General features: G+C 68.8%; 13 protein-coding genes. 12 read left to right on the top strand and 1 reads right to left on the bottom strand.

What is annotated here, in order from left to right; all coding sequences use genetic code 11:
* Nucleotides 1–300: 300 nt before the first annotated feature.
* The 11 genes from U9J39_RS00700 (at nucleotide 301) to U9J39_RS00650 (ending at nucleotide 9,174) form a co-directional block, all read left to right on the top strand.
* Nucleotides 301–1,143: a helix-turn-helix transcriptional regulator gene (locus tag U9J39_RS00700; protein ID WP_115711779.1), complete on the top strand. Its 843-nt coding sequence runs from the start codon at nucleotides 301–303 to the stop codon at nucleotides 1,141–1,143.
* 250 nt (nucleotides 1,144–1,393) lie between these two features.
* Nucleotides 1,394–1,939, top strand: coding sequence for a response regulator transcription factor (locus U9J39_RS00695; protein ID WP_115711780.1), 546 nt, complete (start codon nucleotides 1,394–1,396; stop codon nucleotides 1,937–1,939).
* A 95-nt stretch (nucleotides 1,940–2,034) separates the two neighbouring features.
* Complete coding sequence (locus U9J39_RS00690; protein WP_111520817.1) at nucleotides 2,035–2,349, top strand: hypothetical protein; 315 nt, start codon at nucleotides 2,035–2,037, stop codon at nucleotides 2,347–2,349.
* Nucleotides 2,350–2,830: 481 nt separating this feature from the next.
* Nucleotides 2,831–3,502: a phosphatase PAP2 family protein gene (locus U9J39_RS00685; protein WP_115711781.1), complete on the top strand. Its 672-nt coding sequence runs from the start codon at nucleotides 2,831–2,833 to the stop codon at nucleotides 3,500–3,502.
* A gap of 96 nt (nucleotides 3,503–3,598) precedes the next feature.
* Nucleotides 3,599–5,002: an undecaprenyl-phosphate glucose phosphotransferase gene (locus U9J39_RS00680; RefSeq protein WP_115711782.1), complete on the top strand. Its 1,404-nt coding sequence runs from the start codon at nucleotides 3,599–3,601 to the stop codon at nucleotides 5,000–5,002.
* Nucleotides 5,003–5,114: 112 nt separating this feature from the next.
* Nucleotides 5,115–5,366, top strand: coding sequence for an acyl carrier protein (locus tag U9J39_RS00675; RefSeq protein ID WP_012354876.1), 252 nt, complete (start codon nucleotides 5,115–5,117; stop codon nucleotides 5,364–5,366).
* Nucleotides 5,363–5,491, top strand: a complete 129-nt coding sequence (locus tag U9J39_RS00670) for a hypothetical protein (RefSeq protein ID WP_277343557.1) — start codon at nucleotides 5,363–5,365, stop codon at nucleotides 5,489–5,491. Before U9J39_RS00675 ends, U9J39_RS00670 begins: the two co-directional genes overlap by 4 nt.
* 10 nt (nucleotides 5,492–5,501) lie before the next feature.
* Nucleotides 5,502–6,503, top strand: coding sequence for an amino acid--[acyl-carrier-protein] ligase (locus U9J39_RS00665; RefSeq protein WP_326346287.1), 1,002 nt, complete (start codon nucleotides 5,502–5,504; stop codon nucleotides 6,501–6,503).
* The gene (locus tag U9J39_RS00660) at nucleotides 6,504–7,484 is read left to right on the top strand and encodes a DUF1839 family protein (RefSeq protein ID WP_111520823.1); all 981 of its coding nucleotides are present in this window, start codon (nucleotides 6,504–6,506) and stop codon (nucleotides 7,482–7,484) included.
* Between the two features lie 224 nt (nucleotides 7,485–7,708).
* On the top strand, nucleotides 7,709–8,017 hold the full coding sequence (locus U9J39_RS00655) for a hypothetical protein (protein WP_240991297.1): 309 nt from the start codon (nucleotides 7,709–7,711) through the stop codon (nucleotides 8,015–8,017).
* Nucleotides 8,018–8,451: 434 nt separating this feature from the next.
* Complete coding sequence (locus U9J39_RS00650) at nucleotides 8,452–9,174, top strand: Crp/Fnr family transcriptional regulator (RefSeq protein WP_012354880.1); 723 nt, start codon at nucleotides 8,452–8,454, stop codon at nucleotides 9,172–9,174.
* A 58-nt stretch (nucleotides 9,175–9,232) separates the two neighbouring features.
* Here the strand turns inward: U9J39_RS00650 and U9J39_RS00645 are convergent, their stop codons facing one another.
* Entirely contained in the window at nucleotides 9,233–10,285 is a 1,053-nt protein-coding gene (locus tag U9J39_RS00645) for a DUF1839 family protein (protein ID WP_240991298.1), read from the bottom strand.
* A 395-nt stretch (nucleotides 10,286–10,680) separates the two neighbouring features.
* On the opposite strand from U9J39_RS00645, the gene U9J39_RS00640 reads away from it, so the two are divergent.
* Nucleotides 10,681–12,255, top strand: a complete 1,575-nt coding sequence (locus tag U9J39_RS00640; protein ID WP_414249245.1) for a mannose-1-phosphate guanylyltransferase/mannose-6-phosphate isomerase — start codon at nucleotides 10,681–10,683, stop codon at nucleotides 12,253–12,255.
* The last annotated feature ends 58 nt before the right edge of the window (nucleotides 12,256–12,313 follow it).

Here is a 12,313-nt window from a genome sequence, read left to right as displayed (position 1 = left end):
CACCATTACCTTGCATTCGCGGGGCACGTTTCATATGCTGCAACTCAGGAGTTATAAATACTTAGATCAGACTTCAGCCGAATCTAAGGCTCTTGAAACAGAAGCGTTTCACACGCACACCGGGGCGATCCGGTATCTCCAGGGAAAGGATGACCTGCAGCCAGACGGGAAGGCTGTGGGGCGTCCCCGGAGCACTGGCGGATCGTAGGGAGGTGCAACCGCAGGATAGCGGGGCACGTCCGACACGCAAGCACGGATTTTCGCGGGGTTCGCGCTTGCCGCAATAATAAGAGAGCGGCCATGGCCACCATCCTCTTGATCGAGCCTCACCCCCTCCTGCGCCTGGGTCTGCGCCACCTGCTGGCCCAAGCACACCTCGACGGCGACCTGCTGGACATCGATCCGCTGGCGCCCATCGATTCCGACCTGTGGCTCAACGATGCCGACCTGATGGTCTACGGACTGCCGTCCGACCAGGCCAGCGGCTGGTCCATGCTGGAAGAACTGTGCCAGCGGCTGCGGCCGCAGCGGGTGCTGGTCCTCAGCGAGCAGGCGATGCCGGCGCTGCCCGAGGCCGGCCTGCCGGAGCCGGTGCGCGGCTGCGTGCCCAAGCATTGCAGCGCCGACGCGCTGGATGCGGCGGTGCGGCTGGTGCTGGCCGGCGGCGAATGCTTCCCGGCGTCGAGCCAGCCGTTGCCGGGCCGGCACGCCGGCACGGACGCTGCCGTGGCACGCCTCGCGCCGGCGGCTCCCGGCGATGCCCGGGTGGTGACGCTGCGCCCCGGTGTGGACGATGCCGGTCACGACAGCGCGGCGCCGGTGGCGCAACGCCAGTTCGCCGCGCACGCCACCGCTTACGAAACCCCCTCGGCCGGCGCGCACCTGCTCAACATCACCGAGCGCCAGTACGAAGTGCTGGCATTGCTGGCGCGCGGCTATCCGATCAAGACCGTCAGCCGCATGCTGAATATCTCGATCGCCACCGCCAAGACGCATGCCTGCACCCTGTATCAGCGCCTCCATGTGCGCAACAAGGGCGAAGCGGTCTACGTGGCGCTGCAAAGGGGGGCCACGCTCAACTGGGCGGGACCGGACCCGGCTGCCGCGCCGGCGCGCATGCCGCCGGTAGGCCAGGCGGCCTGAGCCGGTGGCGCGCGCCGGCGATGCTGGCCGCGCGCGCCCCCGCGCGCCTCATCCTTCTGCAGCGTGATGCTCCGCCAAAAGCATGAGGCAGGGGTGGCAGCGGCTTGCTACCTTCTGAGGGAAGACATCCGCACAGACCGACGCCGGCGGTTGGCGCTGGTGCGATGCCCTCCCCGCCGGGCCGACCGCAGCCCGGCTCCGACCGCGCGGCCGCTGCCATGGCCGCCCGGGTTGCCGCCGGATCGAGTCAATGCCGACCTACCTGATCGCCAGCAATGAAATGATGTGCCGGGTGCTGGCACGACGCCTGCACGCGCTCGACCTGCCCAGGCCGATCAACTGCCGCACGCCGCAATGGCTGCGGGCCCCGGCGCACGCCCCGTCATCGGCTGCGCCGGCGCAGACCGCAACGCACGACCTCCAGGCCGATCCCGGCCATACGTCCACGCAGGCTGGCGCGCAGCTGCCGCCGGATCCTGCGGATATTGCCGTGATCGATTGCAGCGGCCTCGAAGGGGATCCGCGCGCATGGCTGGACCAGCTGCACGCGCGCCTGGCGCCGCGGCGCTGGCTGGTGTTGTCGGACCGCCTCGATCCCGCGCTGATCCTGCATGCCGCGCTGCTCGGCGCCAGCGGCTGTCTCGCCTTGCCCGCGGCGATGGACCTGGTGTGCGCGGCCACCGCGCTGGTGTGGGCCGGCGGCCAGTGTTTTCCGCGCATGGCGCTGTCGCTGGGCGGGGCGCGTGCGCCTGCGCCCTCCCTCCTTTGTGCGACCCCTCCTACAACCACCGGATGAGGGCGCAATATTGCTGATGGCCTATGCTTGATTCGCCCGGAGGCAGAAGCTGGCCCTCATTTGCAGGCTGGCCGTCCCGGGAAGAAGGGGGTCGTATGGAGGCCGGACTTGAGTTCCTCGTGGTGCGCGGCTTTGCGGTGCGCGAGGGCCGGGGAAAGTGGGCGTGCTGCTTCGAGATCAGGCTCGCCGCCCATCATGAGCAAGGTTGCGGCGCGGATGGCGCCGCCGGCAGCGATGAGCCGCTGCTGTACCGGGGAGAACTGCACGGGCGCCAGTTCGATTGCGAGCTGGCCGCCGCCGATGCCGCGCGCGCGGCCGGCGAGCGCGAAGCCTTGCTGCGTGTGGAAAGCCTCAAGGCGCTGATCATCGCGCAGCATCGGCACCGCGTGCCGCCGTCACTGGTGAGCTGAACCTCCAGGCACGCGCAGCTGTTGTGCAGCGGCACCCGGCGCGAGCGCCCGGTGCCGCTGTGCGTTTGTGCGGGTCGGATTGGGTTGGTGGCATCGGTTGGCCGCATCGGTGGGCCGCACGGATGGGCCGCATGGGTGTCGTCCGCATGATCTCGCCGCTGCTGCCGCCATCTCGATCATGCCTTCCCGGCAGGCAAAAAAAGAAGCCCGCCGACCGGGGGACCATGCGGGCTTTGAAAACGCTGCCCCGATGATGCAAGGGCAGCGATCCCGATTGAACATATCGAATTGCGCAAAGACTCTCTATCCACCAGACGGCCAATGCAGTCATGCACTCTCAACCTGTCTGCACCCCGACCGGCGCCGGCCGGGGCCGTGCCGCGCGCGCGGGTGGCGCTGGACCAAGCGGTCGATGCCGCCACGCGCGAGGCGGTGGTACCCTGCCCCACCAGACCCTGACGCTTACCGCTTGCGCCTGCCCATGAGCCACTGGCATCTCGTATCCCTGTTCGGTGAATCCGCGTACCTGCTGCCTTGCGCCGTGTTCCTGGCGCTGTGGCTGTACTGGCGCGGCGCGCCCGGCAGCGCGCGCCACTGGGGGCTGGCGTTCGCCGCGGCCGCGCTGCTGGTGCTGGCGTCCAAGCTTGCGTTCATGGGCTGGGGCATCGGCAGTGCGGCGCTCAACTTCACCGGCTTCTCCGGCCACGCGATGATGGCGGCGTCGGTGCTGCCGGTGCTGCTCTACCTGGCGGTGCCGGCCGCCCGGCGGCGCCTGGGCTGGCTGGCGGCGGCCGCGGGCGTGGGCCTGGCGTTGCTGGTGGGGGTGTCGCGTCTGGCGCTGCATGCGCACTCGGTGTCTGAGGTGGCGGGCGGCCTGGGCGTGGGCCTGTGCGTGAGCCTGCCGTTCATCCTGCGGCGCACCACCCCGCACGGTCCGCTGGCGATGGTGCTGGCGAGCGTGGTGCTGGCTACCGCGCTGGTGATGCCGATGACCGGCACCGTGGGCGCCTCGCACGGGCTGATCCAGCAGCTTGCCATGCTGCTGTCCGGCCGCGACCGCCCCTTCCAGCGCGGCGAATGGGCCATGCACGGACGCGCGACCGGGTACGCCAAGGTGCACGCCGGCCCCTCCCTGAGCGCGGCCGCGCGCTGATTTCCCCGCCACAGGCTGTGTGCGCCCGCCAACAGACACTGGCGGGCGGCTCGGCAACCATCGCTGCATCGAGCATTGCATTCGCGGTGGGCAGCCATGGCATCCAGTTCGACCTTTGCGGCAGAGCGCCACACGGCGCTGCACTTGTTGTACCGGCTGGCCGACGCGGTGCTGGTCGGCGTGTGCGCGGTGATGATCGGTGCGCTGTACTTTCCCGAGGGCATCCGCGGCGCCGCGCCGGTGCACGGCTTTCTTGCCGCGCTGTGTTCGATCGGGGTGCTGGCGGTGTTTCCCGCCTTCGGCATCTACGAATCGTGGCGCGGCCGCAGCCGTGCGGCGCTGGTGCTGCGCCTGCTGGCCGCGTGGGCCACGGTGTTTATCGTCGGGCTGATGACGGCGTTCCTGATGCACCAGATCGCCGCGGTGTCGCGGGTCTGGTCGCTGGGCTGGTTCGGTTCCAGCCTGCTGGCGCTGGCAGGGGTGCGCGCCGTCATGTTCCGCATGCTGGGCAATGTGCGCGAGCAGGGCATCAACGCCAAGCGCGTGGTGATCTTCGGCTACGGGCCGCTGGGGCGCGAGATGTACCTGCGCGTGGACCAGATCCGCGCCGCGGGCTATCGCGTGGTCGGCATCTACCATGAAGAGCCGATCGCGGTGCCCGACGGCGTGGTCTCGCTGCGCACCATGGAAGAGGTCAACCTGTTCGTGCGCAGCCAGGCGGTCAGGGAGATCTGGCTGACGCTGCCGATGGTGGCGTGCCGCGACCTGTACGACGTGGTGCGGCAGTTCCGCAACGAGTTGATCGACATCCGCTGGATCCCCGACGTGATGTCGGTGGAGCTGCTCGGCCATCGCTTCAGCGAGTTCCTGGGCCTGCCCGTGATCGACCTCAACAGCCCGCCGGTGTCGGGCATCACCGGCCTGCTCAAGGCCAGCTTCGACCGCGCCTTCGCGCTGGCCGCGCTGATCGGACTGGCGCCGCTGCTGCTGGTGGTGGCGGCGCTGGTGAAGCTGTCGTCGCCCGGGCCGGTGCTGTTCCGACAGCGGCGGCTGGGCATGGACGGGCGCCCGTTCGACGTCTTCAAGTTCCGCACCATGCGCCAGCACGCCGACGTGGGCGTGACGCAGGCGGTACGCGGCGATGCGCGCGTGACGCGGATCGGTGCCTTCCTGCGCCGCACCAGCCTGGACGAGCTGCCGCAGTTCTTCAATGTGCTGCGCGGCGAGATGTCGGTGGTGGGCCCGCGCCCCCATGCGATGGAGCACAACGAGCTCTACAAGGAGCTGATCGACCGCTACATGCTGCGGCACCGGGTCAAGCCGGGCATCACCGGCTGGGCCCAGATCAACGGCCTGCGCGGCCAGACCGATACCGTCGAGAAGATGCGCCGGCGTATCGAGTTCGACATCTACTACATCCAGCACTGGTCGTTCCAGCTCGACCTGCAGATCATTCTGCGCACCGCGCTGCACGGCTGGACCGGCGCCAGTGCGTATTGAGGGGGCAGCTGCGGCGGTACCCGGGGGGCGCACGGATTGGTGCGCAAACGTACCGAAGCCGCAGCCGGTTAAGCGTGCAATAGGCCCCACTCATAAAAACCGGAGGTGTTCCATGAAAGCAACCATCCGCAGCATCCTGGGCGAAGTTGCCCGGCTCGATGTGCCGCTCGCCGACCTGGCAGACAGCGATGACCTGTATGCCGCCGGCCTGTCGTCGCTGGCCACCGTGCACGTGATGCTCGCGCTCGAGAACGCTTTCGACATCGAGATCCCGGACCAGATGCTGACGCGCCAGCTGTTCCGCAGCATCGATTCCCTGGCCGCCGCGGTCGAGCAGATCCGGCAGCAGCAGGAGGCGGCATGATCGCCGTGGCCAGGGTGGCACGCCTGGGCCGCCACTTGCGCGATCTGTGGTCGGCGCCGCTGATGATCAACAACGATCGCATCCTGACCAACACGGCCAATCTGTTGCTGGCCGATCGTTCCTGAGGGAGATCGCATGGACCTCCATACCCTGACCGACGGCACCGCCCAGGGTGGCGCCGCGGCCGAGCCCGGCCCCGCCACGCGGCACGGCAAGCCGGTGCCGCACGCATCGGGCCCCACGTTCCTCGAGCAGCTGGTGGCCGAGGGCCTCATGATCCCGACCGGCGTGCCCGGTCTGTATGGCCGCAACACCACCTTCGAATCGATCTGCGAAGGCATGAACAACGTCATGACGCACCTGGGCCAAGGCCTTGGCGCGGAAACGCTGCACTTCCCGCCGGCCATGGGCCAGGCGGATTTCGAAACCAGCGGCTACATGAAGAGCTTTCCGCAGCTGGCGGGCACTGTCCACAGCTTCTGCGGCGACGACAAGGGCCACCGCCGCCTGCTGGCGCGTCTGGAGGACAAGGACGACTGGACCGACCAGCAGCAGCCGACCGGCGTGGTGCTGACCCCGGCGGCGTGCTATCCGGTCTACCCGGTGATCGCGCGGCGCGGCCTGCTGCCCGAGGACGGCAAGGTGGTCGACGTAATGTCGTACTGCTTCCGCCATGAGTCCTCGCTCGAGCCGACGCGCATGCAGCTGTTCCGTCAGCGCGAATATGTCTGCCTGGGAACCCCGCAGCGCATCGCCGCGTTCCGCGAGCAATGGCTCGAGCGCGTGCCCGAGCTGGCCACGGCGCTGCAGCTGCCGGTGGAGATCGACGTCGCCAGCGATCCGTTCTTCGGGCGCGGCGGCAAGCTCGTCGCCGAAAGCCAGCGCGAGCTCAGGCTCAAGTTCGAGCTGCTGATCCCCATCAACGACGGCGCGCCGCCCTCGGCGTGCATGAGCTTCAACTACCACATGGACCACTTCGGCCATATGTGGGACCTGCGCAGCGCGGACGGCGCCACTGCGCACACGGGCTGTGTCGGCATCGGCGTCGAGCGCATGGCGCTGGCGCTGCTGCGCCACCACGGGCTGGATCCGGCACGCTGGCCCCAAACCGTCCGCGACACGCTGTGGGGGGGGTAAATGTACGGCGACGGCAGGGCCAGGGTTCGCGCAGGCCGCTCCACCTGGCATGGCGGCAATCCGGTCTGGTCCCATGCGAACCAGCAGATCGACCTGTGGGTCGAGCTGCTGCAGGGCTGGGACCTGGAACCCATTGCCGCGCTGCCGTTCACCGTGGCGCAGGATTTCGAGGGCGACCAGTTCACACTATCGGCCTTCCCCGCCAACGACCTCGAGCGCCTGTACGGCATCGTCACGCACGAGCTGTCGATGTATGACCGGCTCGAGGCGCATGTGGCCACCCAGACCGCGCGCGGCAACGTGGTGCTGCTCGAAGTCGACAGCTACCAGTTGCCGCAGCCGGCCGGCACCTACCGCCGCCAGCATATGCGCTCGTGCATCGGCATCGACGTGCTGGTGCCCGAGGCGGCCGCCGTCGGCTACTTCCATGGCGACGGCTACCACACCGCCAGCGGCGAGGACTATGCCGCCATCTTCCGCCCGGCGACCGTGGGCTATGGCGAGGTGGCGGCGTTTCCGCATGCGTCGGTGGCGCGGCGGCGCTTTGCCGCGCTGACCGATGCCGCGCTGATGCGGACCTCGCTGGAACTGCTGCGTCACCACCTGTCGCGTCGTCCGCAGCACAACCCGATCAGCGTGTTCCGCATGGCGTTCCCGGGGCATCTCGAACACCTGATGGCGCGCGGCGAGCCCAACTTCCAGGTCTATGCGGCGAGTGTGCTGCGTCAGCTGGGCGTCAATTTCGAGCTGCTCGGCCGCTACCTGCGCTGGCTGGTGCTGCACGGGCACTCGCTGCCCGATTGCATCGGCGAGGCCTGCTACACCATGGCCTCCGAAGCCATGGTGATGCAGTTCCGGCTGATGCGCGCGGTGATCAGCCGCAAGTCCGACCCCTGCCAGGACTGCCTGGACCAGCTCGAGCAGGCCTACCAGGGCACGGTGCCGGCGCTGGCCTCGCATTTCGGCGCGAGCGTGGCATGAGCGCGCGCGACCCGGCGCCCCAAGTCGCCCTGGCATGCCTTGCGCGCGGTGTGGCAGCCGCTGCAGGTGCTGCTGACCGACGAGGGCCTGAACGGCCTGCATGTGCATGTCATCAATGAAACCGCGCAGCCGCGCACGGTGCGTCTGACGCTGCGCTGCCTGCGCGACGGCGAGGTGGTGGCGGCGCAGGCCCAGCAGGTGCTGACGCTGCATCCGAGCGAATCGTGCCGGATCGCGGCGGCGGCGATGCTCGACGGTTCTTCGATTTCACCTACGCCTACCGATTCGGGCCGCCCGCCCACGACGTGGTGCTGGCCACGCTGCATGCCGATGACGACAGCACCGGCACGCCGCTGAGCCAGGCGGTCTACCTGCCGGACCAGGACTGGTTCCACCTTGGCCCCGGTGAAACGAGGCTCATCCGCCTGATGCATGAGAGCGGCGCGGCCACGGCGGCCGGCGCCATCCCTTCGGGCGAGATCTACGCCATCAACGCCGACCGGCCCGCCAGCTACGACGCACCGTCCGCATAGGGCGTACAGGCCCCACCAGCCCCCAACGCCGACCGGTTCCTCCGTTGTCATGACTAGCCTGGCAGCGTGTGGTCGCCTGGCCGACGCCGGCATGCCGGCGCCCGGCTACTTGCATTCGCCGCCAGCCGCGGGCGCCACGCCGGCCTGCTACCAACCAACCAAAGGATGAACGAGTACCAACCGTCTGCCTACTGTCGCTTCAGTGCGCCATAGCACTTAATACAGTCAAACGACGAGGCAGGCACACAGCGCACCGCAGGGCTTGCGCGTCGGGACGGAAAGCAGATCAGGGCCGTCATCAGTCAGTCATATGCGGTGTCAACAAGTCGGTAAGCATCAGTCACGGGTGGAGCGGTACAGCCGGGCTTTGCACCACGCAGCCAGTGCGCGAGCGGCGGCCCAGTGCCGGTCCCGGGTCAACGGGGAGAATCAGCATGATCACGCAACGGTCGGACCTGCATGTCAATCATCTGCTCAATGCCCTGCCGCGGCAGGAATGGGAAACGCTGTCGCGCCACTTTGAACTGGTCCGGCTGCGTGCCGGCGAACTGCTGACTGACACCAGCCAGCGCATCGTGCATGTGTATTTCCCGACCACCTCGGTGGTGTCGCTGCTGTCGCTGCTCGAGGACGGCGCCACGGTCGAGTTCGCCGCGGTGGGCAATGAAGGCCTGGTCGGCATTCCGGTGGTGACGGGCGGCGATACCATGCCCAGCCGCGTCGAAGTGCGCAGCCCGGGCTTCGCCTACCGCATTCCCGCACGCGCGCTGCGCGCCGAGCTGTCCTATCTGCCGACCCTGCAGCGCGTCACGCTGCTGTATGTGCAGGCGGTGCTGACGCAGATCGCGCAGACCGCGGCATGCAACCGCCACCATTCGCTGAACAAGCAACTGTGCCGCTGGCTGCTGCTGGCGCGCGACCGCATGAACTCCAACGAGCTGGTCATCACCCAGCAGGTCATCGCCAACATGCTGGGCGTGCGCCGCGAAGGCGTTACCGAAGCGGCCGGCAAGCTGGAAAACCTGGGGCTGATCCACCACAGCCGCGGCCATATCACCATCCTCGATCATTGCGGGCTCGAGAAGCATTCCTGCGAATGCTACAAGCTGGTCAAGCGCGAGTACGACCGCCTGCTGCCTGCGCTGGCACACGCCTGAAGCGCCACGGGCGCGCGGCCCGGCAGCGGCCGTGCGCCAGCGGTGCTTGCCGTTGGCGTCAGGCACGGGCCGGCTGTGCGGGATCGGCGGCGCCGAACGACGACAGCAGGCCGGCGATGACCGTTTCATAAGCGGACTCCATGGTGTCCAGGCACTCGCTGCAGCGGTCCGGACGGCCGCGCGCGGTGGCCCGGGCCAGGCGGAACTGCAGCACCTTGCTTTCCGCGGCGATGCCGTTGGCCGCCCGTGCGACGCGCGCAGGCACATCGTAACCATGCTCGCCGAACCAAGCGAGGCAGTGATGCAGCATCTCGAAGTTCGCCCCCAGCTGGCGCGGCAGGTTGAAGCCGTAGTGCTGGAAGTAGGCATCGCCGCGCGCCAGGATCACCGCGACATGCTGGTCGAAGTCGGCGCGCCAGCGCGTGACCGGGTTCAGCGCGGGACGGCGGCCCAGGTGCTGGCGCATCAGTGCCGCGGCGGCATCGGCCGCGGCCGCACCCCGCAGCGGCGCGCGCACGCGCTTGGCGTATTCGGCGTACGGGAACAGGATGTTGCCGTCGCGCAGTTCGGGCGTCAGCCGCAGCAGGCCGCGATAGTCGTCGCCGGCGGCGGTGTGGTAGCCGAGGCTGTGGTAGTAGCACAGCCGCTGCGCCGCGGGGTCGATCCGGTCGATGGCAACGGTGGTCTTCACGTGCGCCTGGCGGTAGGCGGTGGCGCGCGTGTCGGGCAGGTAGTAGCTGTCCATCTCGACCAGCACCGCATGGCCGCGCCCGACCTGTTCGACCAGGTGGGCCTGGAGCGTGTCGTAGACCGCCATCTCCTGCACCACCGTGCCGTACAGCAGCTCGATGTCCGCCGGCGGGTACTTGAAGAAGGTGAAATGGTCGCCCTCGTAGTCCTGCGCCACGGTGAACGCCAGCGCCGCGCGCGGGTCGAGCCCCCAGCCGTACAGCAGCTCGATCCACAGGTCCATGTAGCAATTGCTCTCCTGCCAGACCGAGGCTTCATCGTGCAGCCGTCGCTGCACCGGCCTGGCCACGCGGCACGGCGACTGGCGCGTGTAGTGGTAGCCGCCGCGGTCGGTGGCCGTGGTTGCCGTGTTCGTTGCCATTGGCGCGATCGTCGCCGTCGTTGCCACCGCCCGCTCCATGTCGTTCCTCCGCAGTGCACGCATGCCGCCGGGCCGCGATCGCAGGCGCTGCGCCTGCACGGCCCACTGTATTGCAACGCCGGCGGCCGTGGCTATCGGTGCGTTCTCCAACAGAGTGCGCGCGATCGCAAGCTAGTGCGGCACGCCTGCGCGCGGCCTGCCGCGGCGGCGCAAGTAGCGTGTGCGGAATCGAACAGATTGCGCCAGGGCGCCTGCCTAGACTGGCTGGCATCCCCGTCATGGCGGTCAAGGACCGCTGCCGGGCGTACCCGTTTCTGCGAGACCGCCGCGGTGGTTGCGCAGGGCCGGGCGCAACGCGCGGGAAACTTGGAACAGCCGACACGCCAGGAGGCATGATGCGAATTCGGACCCGGGAAGAGAACCAGACGCCGCCGCCGGTCAACGGCGAAATCCATGCAGCGCTGCAAGGGCTGGGCGACAGGGCGGCGCATTGTGCCGCGTTGCCGGTGGTGCAGCCCGTGATCCTCGCCGGCGGCGCCGGTACGCGCCTGTGGCCGCTGTCGCGCGAGCAGTTCCCCAAGCAGCTGCTGAACCTGATCGCCGAAGACACGCTGCTGGAAGCCACGGCCAACCGCCTCGCCGGCGTGGCCGCGCTCGCGGGCCGTCCCGACGGCATGGAAGCGGCGCAGATCGTCGTCTGCGGCGAAGAGCACCGCTTCATGATCACCGACATGATGAAGCGCGCCGGCAAGCCGGCGCGCGTGCTGTCCGAGCCGTGCGGGCGCAATACCGCGCCGGCGCTGACGGTGGCCGCGCTGCATGCGCTGGCGGCTGCGGGCGAGGGTGGCGATGCGGTGCTGGTAGTGACGCCGGCCGACCACAGCGTGGCCGACGTCGCGTCGTTCCGCGAGGCCATCGCCACGGCGATCCAGCATGCCGACCACGGTGCCATCGTCACGCTCGGCGTGAAGCCGGTGGCGCCCGAGACCGGCTTCGGCTACATCCGCGCGGCCGGCGGCGCCGACCAGGGCGCCTTCATGCTGGACCGCTTCGTCGAGAAGCCGCATCTGGAGCTGGCCAAGCACTATGTCGAGTCCGGCGAGTTCTGGTGGAACAGCGGCATCTTCGTGGTGCGCGCCTCGGTGTGGCTGCGCGCGGTGGCCGAGCTGCAGCCCGAGATGGCGCGTCAATGCCGCGCCGCCTACGCGGCAAGCGAACACGCCGCCTGCGCCGGCGAGGTGCTGTGCCTGGGCAAGGAAGCGTTCCACGCGTGCCCGTCCGACTCGATCGACTACGCCGTGATGGAGAAGCTCGAGACCCTGCCGGATATCGCCGGCATGCTGGTGCCGCTGGACGCCGGCTGGTCCGACGTCGGCTCATGGGCGGCGATCTGGGATATCGCACCCAAGGACGCCAGCGGCAATGCCGGGCGCGGACGCGTGCTGTTCGATGGCGCGAGCTCTTGCCTGGCGCATTCCGAAGGCCGCCTGATCGCGTGCGTCGGGGTGCAGGACGTGGTGGTGGTCGAAACCGCCGACGCGGTGCTGGTGGTGGACAAGGCCCACGTGCAGGACGTGAAGAACATCGTCCAGCGTATCCGTTCCGAGCATGGCAATGAAGTGGTGAACCATCGCAAGGTGCGCCGGCCGTGGGGCTGCTATGACTCGATCGACCGCGGCGACCGCTTCCAGGTCAAGCGCATCGTGGTCGAGCCCGGCGCCAGCCTGTCGCTGCAGATGCACTACCACCGCGCCGAGCACTGGGTGGTGGTGCGCGGCACCGCGCGCGTGACCTGCGGCGACAACATCAGCATTCTTTCGGAAAACCAGTCGACCTATATCCCCATCGGCACGCTGCACCGGCTCGAGAACCCGGGCAAGACGCCGCTGGAGATCATCGAGGTGCAGTCGGGCGCCTACCTGGGCGAGGACGACATCGTGAGGTTCGAAGACAACTACGGGCGCAAGTAAGGGGTCGGCGGCCAGTGCATGCGCCCGGGCGCCGGCAGGCGCGCGGGCACGCACCGGT

Source organism: Cupriavidus sp. SS-3 (assembly GCF_035818815.1).
GTDB lineage: Bacteria > Pseudomonadota > Gammaproteobacteria > Burkholderiales > Burkholderiaceae > Cupriavidus > Cupriavidus taiwanensis_C.
Note: the sequence above shows the minus strand (reverse complement) of the source record. Positions and strands in the feature narration are given on the sequence as shown.